Annotated in this window: 22 protein-coding genes and 1 pseudogene; 6 read left to right on the forward strand and 17 right to left on the reverse strand. The window is 72.1% G+C overall.

Translation table 11 applies throughout. The features are described 5' to 3' along the window. Positions 1 to 64: 64 nt before the first annotated feature. Complete coding sequence (locus ACXR2U_RS13215) at positions 65 to 469, forward strand: MarR family winged helix-turn-helix transcriptional regulator (RefSeq protein ID WP_458825513.1); 405 nt, start codon at positions 65 to 67, stop codon at positions 467 to 469. 14 nt (positions 470 to 483) lie between these two features. Here ACXR2U_RS13215 and ACXR2U_RS13220 read toward each other — a convergent pair whose 3' ends face one another. Continuing rightward, entirely contained in the window at positions 484 to 3,309 is a 2,826-nt protein-coding gene (locus tag ACXR2U_RS13220; protein WP_458825514.1) for an ATP-binding protein, read from the reverse strand. Positions 3,310 to 3,352: 43 nt separating this feature from the next. Further along, entirely contained in the window at positions 3,353 to 5,683 is a 2,331-nt protein-coding gene (locus ACXR2U_RS13225) for an MMPL family transporter (protein ID WP_458825515.1), read from the reverse strand. A 126-nt stretch (positions 5,684 to 5,809) separates the two neighbouring features. Here ACXR2U_RS13225 and ACXR2U_RS13230 point away from each other — a divergent pair, with 126 nt between their 5' ends. Further along, on the forward strand, positions 5,810 to 6,700 hold the full coding sequence (locus ACXR2U_RS13230; RefSeq protein ID WP_458825516.1) for an AlbA family DNA-binding domain-containing protein: 891 nt from the start codon (positions 5,810 to 5,812) through the stop codon (positions 6,698 to 6,700). A gap of 10 nt (positions 6,701 to 6,710) precedes the next feature. Here ACXR2U_RS13230 and ACXR2U_RS13235 read toward each other — a convergent pair whose 3' ends face one another. From ACXR2U_RS13235 to ACXR2U_RS13280, 10 genes are read right to left on the reverse strand one after another with little or no spacing between them, the layout of a single operon-like run. After that, positions 6,711 to 7,952: a M20 metallopeptidase family protein gene (locus tag ACXR2U_RS13235; RefSeq protein ID WP_458825517.1), complete on the reverse strand. Its 1,242-nt coding sequence runs from the start codon at positions 7,950 to 7,952 to the stop codon at positions 6,711 to 6,713. Next, positions 7,949 to 9,532, reverse strand: coding sequence for a carboxylesterase/lipase family protein (locus ACXR2U_RS13240; protein ID WP_458825518.1), 1,584 nt, complete (start codon positions 9,530 to 9,532; stop codon positions 7,949 to 7,951). The genes ACXR2U_RS13235 and ACXR2U_RS13240 overlap by 4 nt, the downstream gene beginning before the upstream one ends. Then, positions 9,529 to 9,786 carry an ACT domain-containing protein gene (locus ACXR2U_RS13245; protein WP_458825519.1) on the reverse strand — a complete coding sequence of 86 codons (258 nt, stop codon included), beginning with the start codon at positions 9,784 to 9,786 and terminating at the stop codon, positions 9,529 to 9,531. The genes ACXR2U_RS13240 and ACXR2U_RS13245 overlap by 4 nt, the downstream gene beginning before the upstream one ends. Then, entirely contained in the window at positions 9,783 to 10,424 is a 642-nt protein-coding gene (locus tag ACXR2U_RS13250) for a DJ-1/PfpI family protein (protein ID WP_458825520.1), read from the reverse strand. Before ACXR2U_RS13250 ends, ACXR2U_RS13245 begins: the two co-directional genes overlap by 4 nt. Before the next feature lie 26 nt (positions 10,425 to 10,450). Next, positions 10,451 to 11,935, reverse strand: coding sequence for an amidohydrolase family protein (locus tag ACXR2U_RS13255; protein WP_458825521.1), 1,485 nt, complete (start codon positions 11,933 to 11,935; stop codon positions 10,451 to 10,453). Position 11,936: 1 nt separating this feature from the next. Then, positions 11,937 to 13,175, reverse strand: coding sequence for an NAD(P)/FAD-dependent oxidoreductase (locus ACXR2U_RS13260; RefSeq protein ID WP_458825522.1), 1,239 nt, complete (start codon positions 13,173 to 13,175; stop codon positions 11,937 to 11,939). Then, entirely contained in the window at positions 13,172 to 14,140 is a 969-nt protein-coding gene (locus tag ACXR2U_RS13265) for an alpha/beta hydrolase (RefSeq protein ID WP_458825523.1), read from the reverse strand. Before ACXR2U_RS13265 ends, ACXR2U_RS13260 begins: the two co-directional genes overlap by 4 nt. 11 nt (positions 14,141 to 14,151) lie before the next feature. Next, complete coding sequence (locus ACXR2U_RS13270; RefSeq protein WP_458825524.1) at positions 14,152 to 15,201, reverse strand: ABC transporter permease; 1,050 nt, start codon at positions 15,199 to 15,201, stop codon at positions 14,152 to 14,154. An 11-nt stretch (positions 15,202 to 15,212) separates the two neighbouring features. Continuing rightward, entirely contained in the window at positions 15,213 to 15,995 is a 783-nt protein-coding gene (locus tag ACXR2U_RS13275; RefSeq protein WP_458825525.1) for an ATP-binding cassette domain-containing protein, read from the reverse strand. Then, the gene (locus ACXR2U_RS13280) at positions 15,995 to 16,984 is read right to left on the reverse strand and encodes a sugar ABC transporter substrate-binding protein (RefSeq protein ID WP_458825526.1); all 990 of its coding nucleotides are present in this window, start codon (positions 16,982 to 16,984) and stop codon (positions 15,995 to 15,997) included. The genes ACXR2U_RS13275 and ACXR2U_RS13280 overlap by 1 nt, the downstream gene beginning before the upstream one ends. Positions 16,985 to 17,192: 208 nt before the next feature. Between ACXR2U_RS13280 and ACXR2U_RS13285 the strand changes: the two genes are divergently transcribed. Both ACXR2U_RS13285 and ACXR2U_RS13290 read left to right on the forward strand, forming a co-directional pair. After that, positions 17,193 to 18,821: a PucR family transcriptional regulator gene (locus ACXR2U_RS13285; RefSeq protein ID WP_458825527.1), complete on the forward strand. Its 1,629-nt coding sequence runs from the start codon at positions 17,193 to 17,195 to the stop codon at positions 18,819 to 18,821. 92 nt (positions 18,822 to 18,913) lie between these two features. Further along, positions 18,914 to 19,477: a DUF1203 domain-containing protein gene (locus ACXR2U_RS13290; protein WP_458825528.1), complete on the forward strand. Its 564-nt coding sequence runs from the start codon at positions 18,914 to 18,916 to the stop codon at positions 19,475 to 19,477. A gap of 193 nt (positions 19,478 to 19,670) precedes the next feature. On the opposite strand, the pseudogene ACXR2U_RS13295 reads toward ACXR2U_RS13290, so the two are convergent. The 4 genes and pseudogenes from ACXR2U_RS13295 to ACXR2U_RS13310 all read right to left on the reverse strand — a co-directional run. Then, a pseudogene (locus ACXR2U_RS13295) lies at positions 19,671 to 19,955 on the reverse strand (DNA polymerase III subunit beta family protein); the annotation flags it as partial. Positions 19,956 to 20,029: 74 nt separating this feature from the next. Beyond that, positions 20,030 to 20,230, reverse strand: a complete 201-nt coding sequence (locus tag ACXR2U_RS13300; protein WP_458825529.1) for a hypothetical protein — start codon at positions 20,228 to 20,230, stop codon at positions 20,030 to 20,032. Positions 20,231 to 20,257: 27 nt separating this feature from the next. Then, complete coding sequence (locus ACXR2U_RS13305) at positions 20,258 to 21,436, reverse strand: PLP-dependent cysteine synthase family protein (protein ID WP_458825530.1); 1,179 nt, start codon at positions 21,434 to 21,436, stop codon at positions 20,258 to 20,260. A 195-nt stretch (positions 21,437 to 21,631) separates the two neighbouring features. Then, positions 21,632 to 22,684 carry an NAD(P)-binding domain-containing protein gene (locus ACXR2U_RS13310; RefSeq protein ID WP_458825531.1) on the reverse strand — a complete coding sequence of 351 codons (1,053 nt, stop codon included), beginning with the start codon at positions 22,682 to 22,684 and terminating at the stop codon, positions 21,632 to 21,634. Between the two features lie 102 nt (positions 22,685 to 22,786). Between ACXR2U_RS13310 and ACXR2U_RS13315 the strand changes: the two genes are divergently transcribed. After that, positions 22,787 to 23,407 (forward strand): TetR family transcriptional regulator, encoded by a 621-nt coding sequence (locus ACXR2U_RS13315; RefSeq protein ID WP_458825532.1) that lies wholly within the window; start codon positions 22,787 to 22,789, stop codon positions 23,405 to 23,407. Positions 23,408 to 23,415: 8 nt separating this feature from the next. Continuing rightward, complete coding sequence (locus ACXR2U_RS13320; protein ID WP_458825543.1) at positions 23,416 to 23,667, forward strand: winged helix-turn-helix transcriptional regulator; 252 nt, start codon at positions 23,416 to 23,418, stop codon at positions 23,665 to 23,667. Between the two features lie 57 nt (positions 23,668 to 23,724). Here ACXR2U_RS13320 and ACXR2U_RS13325 read toward each other — a convergent pair whose 3' ends face one another. Continuing rightward, complete coding sequence (locus ACXR2U_RS13325; protein ID WP_458825533.1) at positions 23,725 to 24,900, reverse strand: PIG-L family deacetylase; 1,176 nt, start codon at positions 24,898 to 24,900, stop codon at positions 23,725 to 23,727. Positions 24,901 to 24,944 lie beyond the last annotated feature (44 nt).

Raw genomic sequence — 24,944 nt, forward strand, 5'->3', positions numbered from 1 at the left:
CATCTAATGTGCAAGCATCATGTGTACGCGCATCAGATGTACATGCACGTGTTACCCTGGCGCCATGGGAGGGAGCGACGACGACCTCGCCCGCGAGTGGCACGAGCTCATGGGCCGCTACCACCGCATCAGCTGCGTCCTCGACCGTGAACTCGAGCAGGCGCACGGCATCTCCGGCAGTGACTTCGAGGTGCTGCAGCAGCTCGCCCTCCACGGCGACGACGGTTCCCTGCGCATGCACGAGCTCGCGGGCCACGTCCACCTGACCCAGAGCGCCCTGTCCCGTCTGGTGTCCCGCCTGGAGCGCGACGGCCTGGTCGACCGCTCGATGTGCCCGGACGACCGCCGCTCGGTCTCCACCTGCATCACCCCGGCCGGTCGCGAGCGGTTCGAGCAGGCGCGCGCCACCCAGCGCCACGTCTTGCGCAACGCCGACACCGCCTCACCGGCCGCCGACTCGCGCCGCTGAGGCCTCGGCCGGCGTCACCACCTCGGCACGTCGTCCAGCCGTCCCCGCCCACCGCCGTCCGAGCCCAGCCCCGCTCCGAGCTGCCCCGCTCCGATCTGTCCCGCGTCGTGGCCCGGTACGCGCGTCCGGAGCTCACGACGGGACCGCAGGCCCAGCTTGGTGAAGATGTTGTGGAGGTGGTACTCCACCGCTTTGTCGCTGACGTAGAGCTCGGCCGCCACCTCACGGTTGGTCATGCCGGTCGCGACCATCCGCGCCACGACCTGCTCCTTGTCCGTGAGGCCCTCGAGTGACGGGGGACGCGGAGGCGGCGGGACCGAGTCGACGACACGGAGCAACCGGTCGCACTCCGACACCGGCGCCAGCACCGGCAGCACGGCGAGACCGTCGAAGATCTTCCGGGCGCGCAGCAGTGGTGCCACCGCCTGGGTCGACGCCCCCGTGGCGATCGACACCGCTCCGTACTCGACCGCCAGCAACGCCTCGTCGAACCGGCTGGCTCGATCGCCGGAGCGCTGCCACCACTCGGCCAGAGCGACCTGCGCCTTCTCCGAATCCCCCGTACGCCGTTGGGCGAGTGAGCGCACACGCAACACGCCCGCAGCCGTGACCCCACCGTGAGGGGGCGTGCTCTCGAGCAGACGCATCCCCAGATCGGTGCGACCGAGCATGATCGCGGCCTCAGCCGCGCGCAGCCGTGTGAGCGTGAGGTTGGGGTGCCGGCGCCCGGCATCGTCGTCGCCGAGGTGCAGGAGGTCGGCCCACCGTTGTTCGGCCCAGGCGATGTGGACGGCCGCCGACGTCGCGTATCCCTGCGCTTCCACCGTCCCGGCCGAGGCAACGGCCGCGGTCGCGGCCCGCGCGTGCTCGCGCGCCGCGACCAGGTCCCCCTGGGTGGAGTACAGCTGGGTCGCCACACCGTGCGCGTACGGCACGTGCCACGGATGCGCCAGGTGCTCGGCCAGCGACAGCGCCGACCCGACGTGCTGGACGGCGGATCTCCAGTCGCCGCAGCGGAATTCCGCCTCGGCCAACGCCGCGTACACGTGGGTGGTGTGACTCGTGGCCACCCCGTCCTGGATCCAGCCCGTGACCACGCTCAGATCGGCGATCGCCTCGTCGTCACGTCCCTGCCACACGAGGGTCAGCCCCCGCGCGGCCAGCAGTTCCGCCTCGGACGCCGACGGGGTGCGTCGGTGTCGTGAGGCGGTGGCGAGCGCGCCCGCGCTGCTCTCGAAGTCGAGCAGGTGGGCGTGACCGAGTCCCAGAGCCTGCGTCGCCATGGCCTCGGCGTGCGAGTCGGGCGCACTGAGCCGCAGAGCCGCGTGCGCACAGCGCACCGCGTCGGCCGGGCGCCCACACATGATCTCCACGAGGGCCAGGACGCCGCCGGCCCGCGCCCACAGGTCCGCGTGGTCGGGGGGTGGTGACTCGGCGACCAGCGCACGCAGACGCGCCACCACCGACTCCAGCCGGCCGTCGACCAGGTCGAAGATCGCCTGCGTGTACCTGCGGTCCGGCGTGTCCGGACGCGCCTCCACCGTCGCGACGTCCCGCACCAGACCGGCGAGGTCGCCACCGAACAGGCGCAACTCGAGTCCGGCGTAGAGGCTGCAGTCCCGACGTTCCACGTCGGGCTCGACCGCAGCCGCGTCGTTCAGCAGGTCGGCGGCCGTCAGCGTGCGTCCCCCGCGCCGGGCCTGTTCGGCTGCGTCGCGCAGGTCCTGCGCCAGCTCCGCGTCGCCGTCCGGTCCGGTCGCGGCCACCCGGTGACGCAGTGACGTCGGAGGCGGGAGGACCTCTCCGGCCGACGCGTGCAGACGGCGCCGACGAGCGAGCGACAGGTCGGTGTACACCGCTGCCTGCACCAACGGGTGGGTGAAACCGAGGGTGGGGTCCGGCCCCTCGACGACGACCTCGATCAGTCCGGCCCGCAGAGCGGCGTCCGCCGCGGCGGCGTCCGCCGCGGCGGCCCCGTCCGCTGCCGTCGCGGCGCTGTCGCCCACTACCGCGCACACCGCGGACAACGGGGCTCGACGTCCCAGGACCGACAAGGCGGAGACGAACTCGCGGGCCGGTGCCCCGATGCGCGCCATCCGGGCGTGCACCGTCGCGGCGAACGCTCTCGGTGCGGGCAGCACGCCCAGTCGCTCCGCCAGCGCTTCGGGCGCCACTTCGGACAGCAAGGCCCTTATGTACAGGGGGTTTCCCGCGGTGTGCTCGTGCAGGTGTTGCGTCGCACCCGGGGTGGAGGTCAGACCGGAGGCGGCGGCCAGCTCCCCGACCTCGGCCAGGTGGAGCCCGCTGAGCCGCAGCCGCTCGACCCGACCACCGTCGGCGAACAAGTGCGCCCACCCGGGCCCGAGAGCGTCCACCTGACCGGTACGGACCGTGACCGCCGCGACGACCGCATCACGGTGCAACCGTCGTAGGCAGAACAGCAGCGCCTGGGTCGAGGAGTGGTCGGCCCAGTGCAGGTCGTCGACGACCACCGCCACCGGACCGTTGTCCTGGCGGGCGCCCAGGCCGGCGAGCAAGGCGGTTCCCACCGCGGGGAAGCCGTCACCCTCGCGGACCCGGACGCCCGGTAGCGCGGCCGCCAACTGCGCGCAGACACCGAACTCCAGTCCACGCTCGCTCTCCTCACCGCTCGCCCAGATGACCCGATCGGGGTCGAGCGACGCGACGAAGCGGCGGAGCAGGGCGGTCTTCCCGATTCCGGCGTCGCCCTCGACCACCACGATCCGGGGCCGCCCGAGGGCCGCCTGCTCGAGGGCAGCACCCAGCGCCTCGAGCTCGGCCTGACGTCCGACGAACGTCTGCGGCGCTCTTGCCGTCACCGTCCACTCCCAGCTCCGACCCCCCGCACGGTGTGCACCGATGCTAGGGCTGACCGACCGGTTCGGCGCCCTCCCGGACGTCGGTGTTCTCGTCGCTGGTCGACCGCGGTGGGGTCGGCGCTCCAGTGGGGTCGGGCGGCTCCTCCGCCGCGGCCGCCCTGGCGAGGTGCTCGGAGCCCTCGATGTCGATGTTCGGCGTGATCCGGTCCAACCACCCCGGGATGTACCAGGCGTGGCGGCCGAGCAGCGACATGACGGCGGGGACGAGGACCATCCGGATCACGCTGGCGTCGATGAACACGGCGACGGCCATGCCGACGGCCAGCATCTTCACCGTCGGGTCGTCACTGAGCACGAAGCTGAGGAACACCACGACCATGATCGCGGCCGCGGTGGTGATCACCCGGGCCGTGCTGCCGATGCCGATGGCCACGCTGCGCGACGCGTCCGCGGTCTTCACCCACGCCTCGTGGACGCGTGAGATGAGGAAGACCTCGTAGTCCATCGACAGGCCGAACACCACCGCGAACATCAGCATCGGGACGAACGCCGGGATGGGGAGCTTCTCCTCGATGCCGACCAGCGACGAACCCCACCCCCACTGGAAGATCGCCACCACGACTCCGTACGCGGCGCCGACCGACAGGAGGTTGAGCAGGGCGGCCTTGATCGCGATGACGATCGACCGGAACGCCACGGTCAACAGGACGAACGCCAACGCCACCACGACGAGGATCAGGTAGAGCATGCGCGCGGAGATCTTGGCGGTGAAGTCGACGTAGGACGCCGTCGCACCCACCACGTACGTCGTGGTCGGCACCGTCGGCAACACGTCCGAGCGCAACCGGTCGACCAGCTGGGTCGTCGCGGCGTCCTGCGGCGAGGTCGTCGGGACGATCGTCTCCGTGGCGACGGTCCCGGCCGTGTTGACCACCGGCGGCGCGGCCGCAGCGACGCCCGTCGTCGTCGACAGCGTCTTCTGCGCGTTGGCCAGCAGCGTGTTCGTCTGGTCGTCGCTCTGCCCGGCCGGCAACGCGTAGACGACGGTCAACGGCCCGTTCGCTCCTGGTCCGAACCCCTGGTCGATGAGGTCGTACGCCCGGCGGATGCTCTCCGAGGTGGGGTTGGTGCCGGCGTCGAGCTGACCCAGCCGCAACGCGAACAACGGGATCGACAGGAGCACCAGCACCAGCGTGGCGGCGACGGCCCAGGGCACGGGCCGCCGACTCACCATGCGTCCCCACCGCGCGAAGGCGCTGCGCTCGTGCGCCTCGTCGCTCGCGGCGACCAACTCCGCCAGTCGGCCCGCGCGACTGGTCTCATCGCCTTCGGCCGCGAGGATCCGCTTCGCCGTGCGACGGTCGCGGAACGACCGCACGTTCCCGCCCGCGATCTGCAGGAAGGCCGGCATGAGGGTGAGGGCGGCGAGCATGGTCACCGCGACGACGATGGCCGAGGCCAGCCCCATCGCTCCGACGAAGGGCACTCCTGCCACGTAGAGCCCGAGGATCGCGATGACGACCGTGCTGCCGGCCACCAGGATCGCCGCGCCCGAGGTCGCCGACGAGCGGCCGATCGAGGTGGGCACGTCCATCCCGTGGTCGACCTGCTCACGATGTCGCGCGACCAGGAACAGGCCGTAGTCGACGGCGACCCCCAACCCGAGCAGCGTCGCCACCGTCGGCGCAGTCGTCGGGAAGGTCGTCCCCGCCGACAGCAGCCCCACCAGTGAGAGTCCGGCGGCGACGCTGAACACCGCGCTCAGCAGCGGCAGGGCCGCGGCCACGACCGACCCGAACATGAACAGCAGCAGGGCCAGGGCGCAGACCAGCCCGATGATCTCGGAACTCTTGTCGTCGGTGCTCTGGCCGATCTGACCTGCCCCGGCGCCGTACTCGACCTGGAGGCCGGCGTCACGGGCCGGCGCCACGGCGTCGTCCATCCGGTGGAGGTACGACTCGTCGAGGGACGCCGGAACGACGTTCCAGGACGCCGTGCCGTACGCGATGGTGCCGTCCTGCGACACCTGCGGGGAGTTCGCGGTCGCGAACGGACTGATCGCGCTGATGACGTGGTCGAGCCCGGCCAGGTTCGCCATCGAGGTGTTGACCGCCGCGGTCTGCGCGGCGACCGTGCCGGTCCTCGCGTGGAAGACGATCTGACCGGCGTAGCCGCTCTGCTGCGGGAAGTCACTGCGCAGCAGGTCGATGCCGTCGGACGACGGACTGCCGGGGACCGTGTAGTCGTTGACGAACTCGCCGTCGGCCGCGGTGCGCGCCACCGCCAGGCCGGCCAGCAGCACCAGCCACCCGATCACGACCACCCAGTGCTTGCGCGCGCACCAGCGGCCGAGGGACTCCAGGACCTGGTTCACGGTCGCTCCTGTCGCTGCGGGGCCCGGCTCCGGCACCTGCGTGGGTCACCGTCTCGCACACGGTCGCCGCTGTCCCTAGGGACGTTCCCTAGTGTCGAGCCCCGCCCGACCCGAGAGGGTGGGTCCGTGAGCGGAGCGGTGACGGTCGCGCTGGTGGGGGCGTCGGTGCTGCTCATCGGCTTCACGTCCGCCGCCGTCGCCCGGCTGGCGCTGCGTGGGCGCGGGAACGCCTTGAGCTGGTCGGCGAGCACGCTGTGCGGCATCGTCGGTGCCGCGTCGGGGAGCACGGTGACCGGGCTGCTGCTCGAACGCCCGCTGCGGGATGCGCCGGTCGTGGTCGTGTTCGGCGGGCTCGCGGGAACGGTGGTGGTGATCGCCGTGGCGGACGCCGTCGTGCGGCGGCGCCGGCCGTCGCCGCCGACGGTCGCCGAGCTGGTCCACGCCGGTGAGAGCCAGGACGTCGAGTTCAAGTCCTCGGCCCGGTACAACCTCCACACCCGGACCCGCGACGCCCGCCTGGAACTGGTGGTCGCGAGGACGGTGGCCGGGTTCGCCGACGCGCGCGGCGGCACCCTGCTCATCGGGGTCAGCGACGACGGCACCCCCCTCGGACTCGAGGAGGACTACTCCCTGGTCAAGAACGGTTCCCGCGACGGCTTCGAGTTGTGGCTGCGCGACCTGTTGGCCACCACCCTCGGCGGGCCGGTCGCCGCGGCGACGGCCGTCGGTTTCGACCAGCTGCAGGGCCACGACGTCTGCGTGGTCCGGGTCGCCCCGGCCGCCCAGCCGGTGTTCTTCCGGGCACCCAGGCAGCAGGGCACGGAGTTCGTCCTGCGGGTCGGCAACTCGACGAGGGTGCTGCCACCGCACGAGCTGCTCGACTACGCCAGCACCCGGTGGCGGCGCCGGACCTTGCGGAGCGGCAGCCTGCGGCCGGTGCGACGCGACCCGCCGGACCCGGATGGTGCGGTCGAGGACGTCGGGGTCCACGACCCCGAACGGGTCGTCGAGCGGTGACGGACACCCGTCACGGGTGGGACGCCGCGGCGCGGTGCTGGACCGGCGGCCCGGCTGCGAGGCGCCGTACCGCGACCTCGGCGAGCACGCGCGCGATGCGCGCGACGACGGCGTCGTCGAACTGCGCCTGCGCGGAGTGGTTGGTCGCGAGCTCATGCTCGGGTCGCTCCCCCACCGCAGCTCCGACCAGCGCGAAGGCGCCGCCCGTGCGCTCGAGGAACAACGAGAAGTCCTCGGCGATCATCTCGGGTGCCACGAGGGGGGCGTACGCGGACGCACCGAACAGGTCGACGACGACCTGCTCGACGAGTGCCGCGCCGTCGACGTCGCTGACGGTCTCGGGCAGGTCGACCGTCCGCGTCGCCGCAACCGTCAGCCCGTACGCCTCGCACAGGCCACGACTGACCGCGACGACCTGGTCCGCCGCACTGCGCGCCCGGTCGGAGGTCACCGCCCGCAGGCTGATCGACAGCCGGGCCTCGCTGGGGATGACGTTCGCCGCCGACCCCGCGTGCAACGCACCGACCGTGACGACCAGGGGGTCGTCCGGCGCACCGCGCTGCGCGACGAAGGTCTGGATGCCCTGCACGACCGTCGCCGCGACCGTGACCGGATCCAACGCGGTGTGCGGACGGGCCGCGTGCCCGCCTCGGCCCCTGACCACGAGCTCGAGGTTGACGACCGCACCCATGACCGCGCCGGCCCGGCAGGAGAACACACCGGCCGGTCGGTAGGAGAGCACGTGCACCCCGAACGACGCGACCGGCGTCGACCCGGTGACGGCGAGGATCCCCTCACGGAGCAGGAGTTCCGCTCCCCCGGCGCTCTCCTCGCCGGGCTGGAAGACGGCCAGCACGTCGCCGCGGAGTTCGGCCCGACGATCGACCACCTCGATGACCGCGCCGACCAGCCCGGCCATGTGCAGATCGTGGCCGCACGCGTGCATGTTGCCGTTCGTGGCGGCGAAATCGGCGCCGGCGGGTTCGACGACCGGCAACGCGTCCATGTCCGCGCGCAGCAGGACCGTCGGTCCACCCGACCGTTCCGCCCGGACCACCACAGCCACCGCCGAGCTGGTCGGCCAGGTGTGGACCTCGACCGGCAGGGGGTCGAGCACCTCGAGCAGGATCGCGCGGGTCGCCGGCAGGTCGAGCGCGATCTCCGGGGACGCGTGCAGGCGGCGTCGCAACGCGACGAGGTCGACGCCGACCCCGGGCGCCCGGCTGGAGTCGAGTGGCGCGATCGCGCTCACCCGGCGGCGCCGGTGATGGCGGCGAGCGGCGCGGCGGACCGGTCGCGGTGTGCGGCCCAGAACGCGAACCGCTCGGCGTGGAGGGCTGTTTCCACGCGTGGTTCCAGGTCGATCACCATCGTCGCCGGCCGGTCACCGGTGTACGCGGGCCAGGCGCCCAGTGGACCGGACGGGTCGCCCGTGCGCACGAACCTCGCGAGAGCGCCGCTCACCCGGCCGGCGAAGGTGGCAACCGCCGGGTCGTGTCCGACCTCGTCGCCCAGCAGGTCCGCCACGCCAGGTTGCCCGAGGTTGTCGAAGAACAGCGGCACGTCCACGAGGTGCGCGGCCCCGAGCCCGGGGACCGACGACCGCCACGCGAACTCGAACACGTGGGTGCGCCCGCCGGATCCGGCGTGCAGGGAAGCCAGCGTGAACACGGGTTCCCTCCAGCTGTGGTCGACCGCGACGGCAACGTGCAGCTCCTCGTCGGACAACCCCCCATCCCGTTGCACGCGCTCGTAGAGCGCCGACGCCTGCGCCTGCAGGTCGAGACCCGGCAAGCGGGAGGCGATCAGCTCCCCCACGGTGGTGGCCGGGGGCCCGCCGGCGACGACGTGGAACAGCCGGTCCTCCTCGGTCATGTGGCCGATGAGGACGTCGACGCCCCGTGCCGCACCCGCGGCGAGCGCCCGCTCCGGATCGGTCGGCAGCGTCACGCCGTCGGCGACGAGCGGGACCGTGCCGAGCGACAACCCGTGGCGTCGCTGCACCGCGGCGAGGCGCAACACCGTCGTCTCCCGCAGCTGTCCGAGCACGTCACCGGCCGGGTCGACGTGCAGGTCGCGCAGGATCAGCTCGGTCGAGTGCCGGGCGGCCTCGACCGACTGCACCAGACCGAGGTGACCGCTCTGCAGGACGGCACGTCGGAACAACCCGTGCGCCGCAGGCGCGACCAGCAGGGCCGACACGGCCATGGCCCCGGCCGACTCCCCGCCGACGGTCACGGTGTCCGGGTCACCGCCGAACGCGCCGATGTTCTCGCGCACCCACCGCAGGGCGGCGACGACGTCCTGCAGGCCGAGGTCGGCCGCCGACGGGTCGTGGTCGCCGAGCCAGAGGTTGCCGAGCAGACCGAGCCGGTAGTTCAGCGTCACCACCACGACACCGTGCTCGCGGGCGAGCGGTGCGCCGTCGCACCAGGGGCCGGTGCCCGAGCCGTAGAGGAAGGAACCGCCGTGCACGTAGACGTACACCGGCGCCGACCCACTCGGATCGGACGTCCAGACGTTGAGGCTCAGGCAGTCCTCGTCGAGACGCGGACGGCGGCTGTGGAAGGCGTTCTCCGTCCCCGGGAGCACGTCCGCCAGCGGATCGATGTCCTGGACCGAGATGGGCCCGAAGCGGGTGGCGTCGAGGTCGGCCACGAACGGTGCCGGCTGCGGCGGGGCGAACCGCAGGTCACCGACGGGGGCCGCGGCGTACGGGATGCCCCGGAACACGTGGACCACGTCCTCACGCGCGCCGTGGACGACACCGCACGGGGCGACGACGTCCGTGGTGTCCGTCCGCGGGGTGGGGCGGGTCGAGGTCGTGGTCACGACACGGCTCCGAGCGGCGCCGCCCGGTGGTCGAGCCGGGCGTCGAGCACCGACACCGCCCGCTGCAACCGTCTCACCAGCAGGTCGGGGTCGGCCCCGGACTCGACGGCACAGCGCATCGTCCAGACCGACGACCGCTCACCGGTCCAGTCCACGCGGAGGTCACGGACGGCGTAGCCGCGTTGCCGGAGCATCGAGACCACCCTTTCGACACCGAGCAGACCGTCGGACCCAGACACCTGGACGGCGTTCACGCGTCGGCGAAGCGTGCGGCCGTGCGACGCTGGGCGCGCGCGACGATCTCCGCCGGTGCAGACTCCAGCGACCCCGACTGGTACGGCGGTTCCGGTGCGTACTCGATGATCAGCTGCACGGTCTGGGCCACGTCGTCGTCCGCGAGCGACCCGGCCAGCGAGAGCGCCATGTCGATGCCCGCCGAGACACCGGCGGCGGTGACGTACTTGCCGTCCACCACCACCCGCTCGGTGGACACCGTGGCGCCGTACCGGGCGAGGTGGTCGCGGGCCCCCCAGTGGGTCGTGGCCCGGCGACCGTCCAGCAGACCGGCCGCGGCCAGTACCAGGGCACCCGTGCACACCGACGTCGTCCACGTGCTCGTGCGGTCGACGGCGCGCAACCACTCGTGCAACGGGCCGTCGGCCATCTGGTCGACCTGACCGGGTCCACCTCCGACCACGACCACGTCCGGCGACGTGACGTCGGCCAGCGCCACCGGCGCCTCGAGCGCGAGGGAACCCAGGTCGTTGTGGAACAGACCCGGCTGCTCGGCCACGAAGACCACCTCGGTGTCGGGCAGCCGCCCGAGCACCTCGTACGGACCGACGACGTCCAACGACGTGAAACGCGGGTAGAGAAGGATGGCGACCTGCATGGTGGACCTCCGTGGGAGATGAACGGTCACGAGCCACTGCGGACGGGACGTCCGGGAAGTGTTGTTGTCTGCAACGCTCCGTCCCGGACCACGAACTCGCCGCTGACGACGACGTGGACGAAGCCCGAGGACGGCCGGGTGGAGTGCTGGTAGGTGGCGTGGTCAGTGACCCGGTCGGGGTCGAACACCACGAGGTCGGCGTCGCACCCCGGCTGCACCCGACCCTTGCGGCGCAACGCCGGCGCCGCGTGCTCGAGGATGCGGGCCGGCTCGAGGGTGCACCGCCGCACGGCCTCGACCAGTGACAGGACACCCGTCTCCCGCACCGCGACACGCAGCGTGCGGGCGAAGGTCCCGGCACTGCGCGGATGCGTCCGCAGCGACGGCGGCGGCGGCCAGGTGAACGGGTCGACGGCCACGCCGTCCTCCGCGGTGAAGGGCACGGCGTCCGACGCCACCACGGCTCCCGGCAACGCCAGGATCTGCGCCACCCGCCCCGCCGAGGTCTCGTCGTCGAAGGACCGGATGAACGCCAGGCCGGACGGATCGGCGGCGCGCAGTTCGAGCAGACGGTCCACGGTCGCCACCGTCTCCCCGGTGCGCGCGTACACGACGTCGTGCGGGGTGCCGGTGGCGCCGAGGACGTGCAGGCGGTCGGGGCGGAAGTAGTCCGAACCGATGGCGGTCATCCCGGCCCCGTAGGGGTAGACCTCGGTGGTGACCCGGGCGCCTTCCGCGCGCACGTCGTCGAGCACCGCCTGCACCCGGTCGAGGTGGTGGGTCGACGTCGAGTTCACGTGGCAGTAGTGCACGTGCGCGCCGGTCTCCCCGGCCAGGCGCGCCAGTTCCTCCGCACCGTCGACCACGACACCCGGGTCCTGCTCGACCAAGGGGCGGGCGTGGGTGAAGACCGGCACGCCGGCCCGGGCCGCGAGGTGCGCCGTCCGCGTGATCTCGGCCGGGTCGGTGGACGGCGCGTACCCGAGCAGCACACCGATGCCCAGTGCACCGTTCGCGAGTTCGTGGCCGAGCCGGTCGAGCAGGTCGTCGACCTGTGCGGCCGAGGCCGTCCGGCGCCAGGCGTCCTCGCCGAGGCCGGCGAGCGGTGGCAGGTCGACGTCGCGGGGCACCCCGCCGACCACTTCCCCACGCAACGCGGCCCAGGAAGCCGAGAAGCCGTAGTTGATCGGGCGGCCCTCGGCCGCCGACCGTTGCAACGCCCGGGCAGCGGACACCGCACCCGCCTCGAGTTCCAGGGCCGTGGTCACGCCGTCGAGCGCCTGCAGCCGAGCCTCGGCGACGGCCTGGCCGTGGCTGTGCAGGTCGATGAACCCCGGCGCGACGACCAGGCCACCGACGTCGAGGACCTGGCGTCCGGTCAGGGGTTCCGCGGAGACGGCCACGATCCGGTCGCCGGTGAGACCGACGTCCCGGACGGCGTCGAGACCGGTCTCGGGGTCCAGTGTCCGACCGCCCCGCAGGACGACGTCGTACAGCACGGGTCCGGTCACCTCAGCGCAGCGGATCGACCGGACGGAGGGCGTCGGGCGTGCGCCCGGTCACGACCTGCTCGGCGAGCAGCTTGCCCGTCACCGGACCGAGCGTCATGCCCCACATGCCGTGCCCGCCCGCGACGAACACCCGCTCGTGGCGGCTGCGCCCGACGAGCGGCAGGCCGTCAGCGGTGCACGGACGCGCCCCCACCCACTCGTCGCGCCGGTCGGTGAGATCGGCGCCGCGCACCAGTGGCGCGGCGGCATCGGCGATCGCCGTGACCCGCCGCGGGTCGAGGGGTGCGTCCGCGGCCCGGAACTCCATCATCCCGGCCAGTTTCAGCCGCCCGCCGCTCGGACTCAGCGCGACCCGCTGCGCCGGGAAGTACACCGGAGAAGGGGGAACGTTGTCCGCTGCAACGGTGAAGCTGTAGCCGCGCCCGGCCTGCACCAGCTGCCGGACACCGAACTTCCGGGCGTGCCGCCCCAGCTGGGCACCTGTGGCCAGGACGACGGCGTCGAAGCGCTCCCCGGCGACGCGGACGTCGCCACTCGTGGGCGCGACCTCGTCGACGGGGGTTCCGGTGCGGATGAGACCGCCGCGCTGCTTCACCGCCTCCGCCAGGCCTCTGACGAACACGGCCGGGTCCAGGAACCGACCGCCGTCCACCCGCAACCCGGCCACGACGCGGTCGGACAACAATGGCACCGCGTCGCGGACCTGTTCACCGCTGAGCAGCTGGTGCGGGACGTCCAGTCCCGCCCCCTGCGCGTGCGCGAACTCCTCGAGCAGCGCCTCACGGTCGTGCTCGTGCAGGTACGCCGCGATCAGCGGGGCCGCCGGGCGGGTCACGACCTCGAGGTCGGGGTCGTCGAGTTCCGCGAACGCCGCCAGGGCGCCGCGGTTGAGCCCCGCCAGCGCCGTCAGCGCCCGGTCGAAGCGCGCCCGGGTGCAGTTGCGGGCGAACTGCAGCAGGAACCGCACCAGGGTCGGGTTCGCGGTCGGCGGTACGTACACCGGCGACGCCGGGTCGAACAGGGTCCGCACGGCGTAGCGCAAGACCCCCGGCTCGGGAAGGGGAAGCGCGAAACTCGGGGTGAGCCACCCCGCGTTGCCGTGACTCGCGCCCGAGGCGACGCCGTCGCGGTCGAACACGACCGTCTCGACCCCGCGTTCCTGCAGGAACCACGCCGTGGCCAACCCGACCATGCCGGCGCCGACGACCGCCACCCGCTCGGGTCGGGCGCCCGCGCTCACTCCTCGGTCCGGTCGATGAGCCGGCGGACGGCGTCGGTGAGCCGCGTGAACGCGCGGTCCGCCGAGGCCACCCGCGGGGCGTAGTCGATCCAGCCGTGCACCTGCTCGACGTCGAGCAGTTCGGTGACCGGAACCCCCGCGGCGCGCAGACGTTCCGCGTACTCCTCGTTCGACGTGCGCAGCAGGTCGGTGCCGGCCACGGCCACGACGGCGGGCGGCAACCCCTCGAGCGACGCGGCCCGCCCGGGCAGGGCGTACGCCGAGCCCAGGGCGGCGTCGTTCGACCCGTACCGACGCAGGTGGAAGCCGATGTCCTCGCGGGTGTTGAGCGGACCGTGCGCGAACGCGAGCATGCTGGGGGTGTCGAGGTCGTCGTCGATCCCGGGGTAGACCAGGACCTGACCGTCGATGCTCGGACCGCCGGCGTCACGGGCGTACAGCGCGACCGCGGCGGCCAGCGTGCCGCCCGCGCTGTCGCCCGCGACGAGCAGCGGGAGACCCGGGCGCAGCGCCGCGGCCCAGACGGTGGCGTCGTACGCGTCGTCGAACGGCGCGGGGAACGGGTGTTCCGGCAGCATCCGGTAGTCGACGGAGACGACCTCGGCCCCGGTGTCGCGCGACAACCGTCGAGTGACGAGGTCGTGGGTGTCGATGTCACCGACCACCCAGGCGCCGCCGTGGAAGTAGACGATCACCGCGTTCGGTTCGTCGGGCGCGTACACCCGGACGGGGATGTCACCGCCGCGGCCGGGGACGACACGGTCGTCGACGTGGGCCACGGGGATCGGCGCGACACCTGCGGTGAACACGGCGATGGCGTCACGCATCACCTGGCGCAGTTGTGCGGCGGTCTGCTCGGCCACCGGGACGACCGGCCCGTCGCCCAGCTCGGCGAGCAGGGCGTTGACGTCGGGGTCGACGTTGTCGGCGGTGAGGCGGGTGTCGGAGGTGAGTTGCTCGGTCATGGGGAGGCCACCTATCTCTTGCGGTAGAGGCGGATGCGTCGGAGGTGGTCGACCGCCACGGCGCACACGAGGATCGCGCCGACGACGATGTTGTTGTACTGCGGTGGGATCGCCGACAACACGAGCGCGTTGTCGATGAGGGCGACGAGGATGGCACCCACGGCGATGCCCTGGATGTTGCCGAGGCCGCCCAGCAGGCTGACCCCGCCGATGAGCACGGCCGTGATCGCGATGAGGGTCGTCGAGGTACCGCCCGCGGTGACCTGACCCGCACCGACCCGGGCGGAGTAGATCAGGCCAGCCATGGCGGCCGTCACCGCCGCGATGACGTAGAGGGCGAGGTCGATGCGCACGACGCGCAGACCGTTCGCCTCCGCGGCGCCCCGGTTACCGCCCAGGGCGCGCACGTTGACGCCGAAGCGGGTGCGTTCGAGCAGGAACCAGAAGAACACGCCCACGGCGATCGCGATGAGCACCACGTTGGGCACGCCGGCGACGCTGCCCTGGCCGAGCTTCTGGAAGCTGTCGGGCAGGGGCAGGATGTCGGCGCCCCCGGTGACGATGTTGTCGACGCCGGAGAGCATGTAGAAGGTGCCGAGGGTGGCGATGATCGGTGGCATGTGCAGGTAGGTGATGATCACGAAGTTGACGGCCCCGAAGACGGCGCAGATGACGAGACCGATCAGGACCGCGATCGGCCAGGACATGCCGTCGAACATGAACTTGCACGACACCAGCCCGCCCAGCGTGAAGACGGCTCCGGCGGAGAAGTCGAATCCCCCGCCGATGATGAGCATCGCGACCCCGCAGCCCATGACGAAGTAGATGACGCTGCTGCGCAGGATCTCGAGCAGGTTGTCGGGATCGAGGAACAGCCGGTTGCGCAGGGCGGTCGCGACGCCGATGGCGAGGATGACCAGGACCAACGTCGTCTCCTGCCGGAGCAACGCGTTCCTGACGCGGGTCTGGAGCATCCCACCGCCGGCGGTGGGCACACGGTCCCGTGTGGGCTTGGCGTCCGGCTTGGCGTCCGGCTTGGCGTCTGGCTTGGCGTCTGACAAGGTCACCATCGTCAGGCCACCTCCGCCGTCGGGAGCGCCGCCGCGTCGCGCGGGTCGGGTGCCACCGCGCCCGTGATCATGCCGACCACTTCCTCGCGGGCCACCTCGCTGATCAGGCGTGTCCCGACTGTGCGACCCAGGCGCAGCACGGTCACGCGGTCGGCGTGGGAGAACACGAAGTCCAGGTCGTGGCTCACGATGATCACGGCCTTGCCCGATGCCCGGAGCTCGTCGATGATGCCGCCGACGTGGGCGGTCTCCTGCACGCCGAGCGCCGCCGTCGGTTCGTCGAGCAGCATGATCGGCTTGTCCATGCGGACGGCACGGGCGATGGCCACCACCTGCCGCTGCCCACCGGACAGCAACCCGACCGGCGTTCGGACGTTGCCCACCCGCACCTTCAGGTCGGTCAGCACCTTGGCGGCCTCACGTTCCATGCGCCGGCGGTCGAGCACGATCCCCCAGCGCCGCGGCAGGTTCCCCAGGGCCATGTTGTGGGCGATGTCGAGACACTCCACCAGGGCGAGGTCCTGGTAGACGACGGCGATGCCGTGCTCCTGCGCGTCGGCGGCCGACCGCACGTGCCCGAGGTCGGCACCGTTGACGAGCACCTCACCCTCGTCGGCCCGGTGGATGCCGGTGATGATCTTGATGGTCGTCGACTTGCCGGCACCGTTGTCGCCGACCACCGCGTGGACCTCTCCCGCGTACGCGACGAGATCGACGTCCTCGAGCGCGGAGACCGACCCGAAGTACTTGCGGATTCCGCGCAACTGGAGAGCGGCCGGGCCCATCAGACCCAGCCCTTGTCGAGGTAACCCTGCACCTCGTCGCCGGGGACGACCGCGATCTTGACGGGCACCTGCGGCGGCGTCTTGCCCTCGTGCACGTCGACCACACCGTCGGCCAGTTGCTTGCCGAGAGTGCAGACGTCCTGCAGGAACATCAGCTGCGCCAGGCCGTCCTTCACGGCCTGGATGCCACCGTTGTCCTGGCCCACGGGCACGAGGTGCACCTTGCCCTGCAGGCCCTTGGCCTTGATCGCGGCGGTCGCACCGGGGGTCGTCGTGCCCATGTGCGTGACGATGTCGGTGATGTCGGGGTGCGCGGTGAGCAACGCGTTGGCCTGCGGGAGCGCCTTCGCCGCGTCGTCCCCGGTGTAGACCTCGCCCCCGATGGTGACGTTGTCGGTCGCCGCGGCCGCGGTCTTCACGCCGTCCAGCCAGGACTTGCCGAGGCCGGTGTCGGCGGCGGCCACGAGGCCGAGCACGTGCTGGCCGGGTTCGGCGCTGACGGCCTCGACGAGGGTCTTGCCGATGTAGGTCCAGTCGGGCCCGATGTTGTAGTCGGCGCCGCTGTCCGCACCGCCCGTGCCGTAGATCGTCCCGGTGACGATGCCCTTGGACTGGGCCTGCTTGAGCACCGGCGTGAACCCGTCGCTCGTGGGGAACGTGATGATCGCGCCCTTCCTGTTCGCGATCGCCTGTTGGACCTGCTGGATCATCGCGGTGGCGTCGAGCGCCTGCCCGGTCGGCCCGCTCTCGGAGAAGTCAGCGCCGCGGGCCTTCGCCTCGTCCTTCATGCACGAACCGATCTGCTTCCAGGTGGGGTAGCTCGGCAGGGGGTTGACGAACTGGATGCTCAGCGCCCCGTCCTTCGAGCCGCCGGCACCACCGGACGCGGAACCGCTGCTGCAGGCGGTCAGACTCAGCGCAGCCATCGCGCCGACGGCGAGCGTCGCGCCGAAGCGGGCGCAGGTGACGCGGATCGGGTGGGCGTTCATGACTCCTCCAGGAGCAACGGTCGTGGCGTGGGGTCGGTCGGCGCTCGAGAAACGCTCGGCGGCGACTGGTGATGGAGGCACGCTACGTCCGGCGGAGCCGCAAGCCATTGGCACGAACGACCAACGATCACCGTGGCGGTTTGTGCGAACGTCTGAGACGCTGACCGCCGTGTTCACGAGATCCTCGGCTCCGGCGAAGGAGCGTGTCGTGTCACGAGGTGAGTCGGTCGAATCGGTGCTCGAACGTCTGGGACCGTTGCTCTTCCGTCATGAAGCGGGACCGGCGGGAGCGGACCAGGTCTTCGACCACGTCGAGATCTTCGACTCGCACAACACCATCCCCGCCCCGCCGCGGGGACTGGTGCTCGGTGTCGGGATCCGAGGCGCGACCGAGATCGAGAACGTCCTGGAGCGCATGCTCCGCTCGCGGGCGACGGTGCTCGTGGTGCGTGAACCGGTCGAGCTCGACGTCGCTTCGCGTCAACGCCTCGACGACTCCGGCGTGACCCTGCTCAGTCTCGTCCGGGGAGCGCCGTGGCTGCACGTCGCGAACCTGTTGCAGCCGCCGACGCTCGCCGGGGAGGACCGGTGGACGGTGATGGGCGCGGCCGAGGCCGAGGTCGACCTGTTCGCGTTGTCCAACCAGTTGTCGTCGTTGCTCGATGCACCGGTCACGATCGAGGACCTGCAGTCGCGCATCCTCGCGTTCTCCGCGGACCAGGGCCGGGGCGACGCCGCGCGTCAGGCGAGCGTCCTCGGTCAGCAGGTCCCCGGTGACCACCAGGCCCGGCTGACCGAACTCGGGATCTTCGCGCGGATCTACGCCTCGGCGCGTCCGGTCCAGGTGGCGCCGTACACCGCCGACGTCTTGCCGCGCGTGGCCGTGCGCGTTGCCATCGGTGACGAGATCCTCGGCTCGATCTGGATCATCAGCGACACTGCGCCGACCCCGCTGCAGGAACAGGCGATCACCGACACCGCAACCACCGCCGCGATCGCGATGACCCGGAACAGGGTCGGCGCCGACGCGGTCTCGCGCATGCGCAGCGCGACCGTCGCGGCGCTGCTCGAGGGTGGGCAGGCCGCCGGCGAGGCGGCGAGCCGGCTGCGGTCATCCGTCCGACCGGTGCGCGGCGGCCACGTCGTCGCCGTCGGTCTGCCCCGCGACGCGACCGCCCGGCCGGCGCGCCTGAGCGCGGCAAACCTGGACCACGTCGCCAGTTCACTGACACTGCTGCTGCGCTCGGAGTTGCCCGACACCGTCGGCGCGGTGTTCGGCGACACGATCTACACCGTCGTGCTCACCCACGGCGGCGGGGACGACGTCACGCCCCAGATCCGTCGCCTCGTCGACGCGTTCGTGAACCGGCTGGGCGCAGACTGGAGCCAGATCGCCGTGGCGATCGGCTCCCCCGTCGACCGCATCAGCGACCTGCACCGGTCGCGGGAGTCCGCCGACCGCACGCTCCGGGCGCTGCACGCCCGCCCACGGACCCGCCGAACGGGCCACGAGGTGGCGAGCCCCGCCGACGTCTACACCGAGTCGTTGCTGCTGCGGCTGTCGGACCTCGTCGACGCCGACATGGACGCGCGCGACGACCCGCTGGCCGTGTTGACCGCGTACGACCTCGAGCACGGTGCGTCGCTCGTCGCGACGCTGCGGACGTGGCTGGACCAGTTCGGCGACGTTGCGAGCACCGCCGACCACCTGCACGTGCACAAGAACACGCTGCGTTACCGCCTCAGCCGCATCGAGGAACTGCTCGACGACGACCTCAAGGACGCCAACACCCGCTTCGAACTCATGCTGCGCCTGCGCCTCGGCGCGGACCGCTGACCCGGCGTGCGTCAGCCGGTCGGTGTCGACTCCTCCGAGCACCTCGGCAGGTGTGTCCGGGTGCCCCGTCACCGTGGCGCCGTTCTCCAGCTGTGACGACCACACCGCCGACCACACCGCAGACCTCGACGTCCGCGCCATCGACCCGGCCCACCGGGATCCCACACGCGCGACGGGCACCGACGGGCACGGCAAACGACCTGCTGATCTTCTCCGCCACCGGCCATGGTGAGCCGCTGCGCCGCTGCCTGCGGTACGCACGGCCTGGCGAGGACACCGCGCTGATCTCCTACGCGACCTTGGACCATCCCTCGGTGTGGACGGAGGTCGGACCGGTGTTCGTCCACGGCGGTCGCTGCGCCGGGCCGGTCGACCAGAGCTGCTCCCACCCAAACTCGACCGGGGTCCACGCGTCCTGCGCACGAGACCGCGGCCACGCCTCATCGATCGGGTTCATCGAGCCGGACCGGCATCAGGATCGACATCACACCCTCACGTCGGGGGTCGCGGACGGCGAGCGGAGCGATCGGGTCGTCCAGTCCGAGGACGAGTTGATCGCCGGCTTCGAGTGCCAGCCGGAGGAAGTCGCGGTCTACACCGACCATCACCGCCTCGGGGTCGTTGCTCGGGCCGCACCCGTACGGCATCGGACGTGATGCTGATGCGGATGACGTCGACGGACACGGCGTCGTGATCGCGGGTGAGCGTGCTGGTCTCACCGGCGTCGAGGTCGGCGCGAAGTGCTGCGGAGTCGACGGTCACCTCCCGACGACGGCCGAGTTCGAACCAACTCCGGTAGGGCGGGAAGTCGACGTCGGGCACCGGGACCCTCACGGTGCCGCCGGTGCCCGGGAGGACGACGAGGCCGTCGACCACGAACACGTCGAGGTCACCGTCGAAGTCTCCGTCGAGGAGTTCGTCGACGGCCGAGGTGGGCAGCAGGACGTGCAGGTCGGTCGGGTCCGGGGTGGTCACGGTGCTCATCGCGAGCCGGTACCGGTCGGTCGCGACCACCCGCAGCTGCTCGGGTGTGCTGTCGAGGTGGACGCCGTCAAGCCGTGGCTCGTCGGCGTCGTCGCTGACGGCGTACCTGACGTCGCGCACGGCACGGATGAGGGCGGCAGCGGGCAGGATGCAGTGGGTGTCTCCTCGTGCTCGAGTAGGCGACGGACGATGGAGATCTCCCTGCGGGCATCGGCCAGACCGGCTTACATGCGGTCGAGGTGCGCGGTGAGGATCGGCGCGGCCTCGGCCGGGTGCCGCAGCACCGCCGTGATGTCGGCCAACGGGAGGCCGACCCGCCGGACACCGCCTTCCTCGGTGACGTCGCTGCGGCCGCGGCGCGAGTGGATCGCGTCGCGCTCGGCCTGACGGGCCCCGCCCGAGCGTGGCGATGTGCTGCGGCGCACCTCCGAACTGATGATCGGACGCTGCGGTCAGGCACCCGCCGCGAGAGCACCGTCGAGATCGCGCCGCGCCGCGGTGAGCGCGCCTCCGGTGTCACGATCGCGGGCGGACCACCAGGCGTCGTCGTGCACCGTGTCCGCGTACCGCTCGCCGCCGTCGCACAGCAACGTGACCACGCTGCCCCCGCCCGCTAGCTGCACCTCCCGGGCCAACCGCAGCGCACCGACGAGGTTGGTACCGGTCGACGCCCCGACGTGGCGCCCCAACCGCTCGGACCCCCACCGGGCGTGGACGAACGACGCTGCATCTGACACACGGATCATGCGGTCGACGACCCCCGGCACGAAGCTCGGTTCGACCCGCGGCCGTCCGATGCCCTCGATGCGCGAGGGCTCGCCGGTGACCGCCGGGTCCGCGTCGCGCCACCCCGCGAAGAAGGCGGAGGTCTCGGGGTCGACGACGGCCAGGCGGGTGGCGTGCCGCCGATAACGCAGGAAGCGGCCGATGGTCGCGCTGGTGCCGCCGGTACCGGCGCCCACGACGACCCAGGCGGGCACGGGATGCCGTTCCAGCCGCATCTGCTCGAACACCGACTCGGCGATGTTGTTGTTGCCGCGCCAGTCGGTCGCCACCGAGGCGTTGCTGAACTGGTCGAGGTAGTGACCGTTGCAGTCCGCAGCGATCTGCGCCGCGACGGCGTACACGGTCGCCGGATCGTCGACCAGATGGCAGCGGCCGCCCTCGCGTTCGATGAGCGCGAGCTTGGCCGGGCTGGTGGACCGCGGGACGACGGCGACGAACGGCACGCCGATCATGCGCGCGAAGTAGGCCTCCGACACCGCGGTCGAGCCGGACGACGCCTCGGTGACGCAGGTGTCGGGCCCGATCTCCCCGTTGCACAGCGCGTACAGGAACAGCGAACGCGCAAGACGGTGCTTGAGCGATCCCGTCGGGTGGGTCGACTCGTCCTTGAGGTACAGGTCGACCGCGGGATGTTCGGGCAACGGGAAACGGATGAGATGGGTGTCGGCGCTGCGGTTGGCATCGGCGGCCACGCGGCGGACCGCCTCGTCCAACCACGCGCGGCGGGCGGCGTCGGAACGATCGACGTCGCCGGTCACCGGGGATCCGCCCGCGTGCCCGTCCTCGATCGGACGGTCCCGGCCGTCGGCGCGATGACCGAGGTCCGGGACGCCGTCAGCGACCATCACAGCTCCTCCGATCCGGCACCAGGACAGCTCGCAGTTGCGCGGGGGTCGACGAGGCACGCACCGGAGTCCTGGGGCAGCCTCTCACGTGTCGTCAGGCGGAGTGCGCGGTGTCGACGCGGCGACGTCCGCGACGCCGTCGGGCCTGCCCTTCGCGACCACCGTCACAGGAGGCGGCGGGGTCGCGCTCCGTACTCACTCGACGAACTCCGCCCCGAGCTCGGTGGCAAACGTTGCACCGAACAACACTCCTGGTGTGTGAGCACCGGGCCTGACGCCAGCGAACACACGACGGGCGGTCTCGGCGGCAACGTCCTCGTAGAACTGACCGGCGTCGGCGAGGCGGAGCCACATCTCGCCGGTGGAGCCGTCTGCCCACTGCGCCCAGGCGTGCCCCCACGAGAACTCGCGCGGCCGGACACGCACCGGGAGTGGTGTGCGAGCCAGGCGCGCAACCGCGATGCGGCGCAGTGCCGGCCAGCGCAAGGTCATCGAGACCACGGGGAACGCAGCACGGACCAGGGGGCCGGAAGGGATCTCGGACGACCCGGACACGACCTCCTCGGCCCCGCTCGCGCGCCAGGCCGCCAGCAGATCGCCGGTCGGCACCGACGACGTGGTCACGACGTCCCCGCTCGGCGTCGTCAGCTGCTGGCGGGCGGTCGCGACACCGGCGCGGACCAACCGGTTGTGCGCGACTCGTCGACCGCCCTCGTGGGCGCTGCCGAGCATGCTGCCGGCGAGCGCCTCGCCGATCACCCCGCCCTCCGACGCCAGCGAGGGGATGGCGTCGACCCGCAGGCGCGTCGGCGCCGGGCGGTTCTCGCACAACCGCAGGACGGTGGCCTCGGTGGCCAGAACACCGAAACCCGCGCCGGCGACGAGGGTGTTGCCGTGCTCGAGCGCCCAGTCGTGCCGGTTGAGCACGGCCTCGACGCCGCCGAGCTCGTTGCCGATGTCGACGTAGTGGGTGCCCGCCGGCAAGGTGCCGACCACCTGGGCGGCGGTCCGGGCGAACGGGCCGACCGTGTTGACCACGACCGGTGGTGCGGCTGCGGCCGCCTCGGCCAGGACCGATTCGAGCGACCCGGTGACCTGACGCGGGTCGCCGACGGCCGCCGCGGCGTCGGCCACCCGGGCCGGGTCCCGCCCCGCGAGCACCACCTCGTGGCCCGTGTCCACCAGCCGTCGGGCGATGCCGCGCCCGGCCCTACCTGTTGCTCCCAGGATCCAGATCCCGTTGTTCACAGTGTTCTCCTCGAGCCGGTCAGGAGCTCGAGCTGAGCTCGTGACGACACGGCGTGTCATCACACTAGCTCCTGATGACACGTCGTGTCATAAGCTGATGCCGTGACCCGCTGGGAACCGGACGCGAGAGAGCGGCTCGAACGCGCCGCGCTCGACCTGTTCGCCGAGCACGGCTTCGATCACGCGACCGTCCCGGACATCACCGCCCGCGCCGGACTCACCACCCGCACCTTCTTCCGACACTTCGCGGACAAGCGGGAGGTGTTGTTCGCCGACGCCGACCGGATGCCTCTGCTCGCAGCGACGGTGGTGCACGAGGCGGACCCCGAGCTCGCCCCCTGGGACGTCGTCCGAGGCGGCCTCGTGGAGCTCATCGCTTCCGTGTTCGACGGCCGCCGAGAGCAGCTCCTCCGTCGCAAGGCCGTCATCGACAGCCACGACGGCCTCCGCGAGCGGGAACTGCGCAAGATGGAGGCGGTCGTCGACTCCGTCACCGCGGCGTTCCGCGCCCGCGGTGTGGACCCGCTGACCGCGGCGGTCGTCGCCGAGACCGCCATCGCCCTGGTCAAGGTGTCGTTGCGACGCTGGTTGAGCGTCGAACCCGAACAGCCGCTGCGCGAGCTGCTCGACGCCTCCCTCGACGCACTGGCCAGGACCCGCGAACCCGGTCACCCGTCCCCTGCCACACCGTCGACGCGGTCGCGGGAACGCGGCCGGCGTTGACGTCGCCGGTGCGTCGCCCGCTTCGAACAGATCCGCGAGAACGCGGGCGCCCCGCGGCAGATCCTCGCCGCGCGCCTGCCGAGCTCGAGGACGCAGGCGTGCTGCAACGCCGGATGTACCAGGAGCGGCCGCCACGTCACGAGTACGTCCTGAGCCGCGCCGGGCGCGGGCTGGAGCCAGTCCTGCGCAGCCTGCACACGTGGGGAGAAGCACGCGACTCCCCGACGGTGACAGTCCAGAGACGCGACGATGCCGTGTGAGCGCCGTGTCGACCTCAGCGCGACGGCCGAGGGTTGCTGTCGTGCCCGGAGTGACGGTCAGGCCACCACGACGAAGTGCTCGGTGCCGAGCAACGGCTCCAGTACCTGTCGCGGCAGCAGGCCCGGATCCAGGGCGTACTGCGACCGGTGGGCCACCAGCGCCGCGATCTTGCGGTCGACGACGCCGCGCACATCGACCGCGACCTCGATCCCGGTCGGCGGGTCGTCCGTGCCGTCCCCGAGGTGGTGCGCCGCGACCGCCGGTGCCGTCACCACCGCACCCGTGCCCCGCCCCGCCGACAGGTCGCGGCCGTGCGGGGCGAGCACGAAGCACGTGAGGTCTTCGCGAGCGATGACGTGGGCGTTGCGCGGCCGGCTCGTGGCGATCCCGTCCTGGCCGACGAAGGCCCCGGCCGTCACCGTGTCGACCTTCCGCAGCGTGCCGTCGGCGGCCTCGACCACGACGTCGGCCGACCCGCCCAGCACGCAGAACAACTCGGTCGCGGGCTCCCCCTGCTCGATGACGTAGGAGCCGGCCGGGAACCACTGGACCTGCAAGTGGTCGGCCGCGAAGCCCAGCATCGTCGACCCGTCGGCGAACAGCCGCAGGGCGTGGCCGAACCCCTCGCTGCCCGACGAGCGCTGCGCGCCGGATCCCAGCCAGTCGACCAGCAGGTCGAGCAGCAGCCGGTCCTGCCGCGGGAAACGCGCCCGCACCACCGTGGGGCGGTGGTCGAGGTCGTCCCTCGCCGCGAGCACGGCCCGGGCCGACAGCACGTGGTCGGGATGGCCGAACCCGCCGTCGTCGTCGAAGGTGACGACCACGTCGGGGACGAGGCGCGCGAGGATCTGGCGCACCTGCCGGACCAGCTCGTCACCCGGCAGCGACGCGAGCCTGCCGTCGCCGAGGTCGAGGCACTCGACGTGCCCGACGCCGAGCGCTGCGGCGGACCGCTCGAGCTCCCGGGCCCGGGTGACGCCGAGGGTGCGACGAGTGGCGGCGGCGGCATCCCGGATCTGCCCGGCCTCACCCCGGGTGAGGGAAACGACGGCCGTGTCGGCACCGTCGGCCCCGGCCAGCGCGAGCGCGCCTCCGGCGCAGAAGACCTCGTCGTCGGGATGGGCGAACAGGCCAAGCACCCGCGGTGCCCGCCCGGTCGGTTGCGCGCCGTTCCACCAGGCGGTGAGCCCCGAGGCCATGGGGTCGTCGTCGTACGGCGGTCGGGGCGGCACGGCCACACGGTAGTGGCCGGCACCGATCGGCGCGGACAGCGCCG

The sequence above is a fragment of the Jatrophihabitans sp. YIM 134969 genome, from assembly GCF_054456675.1.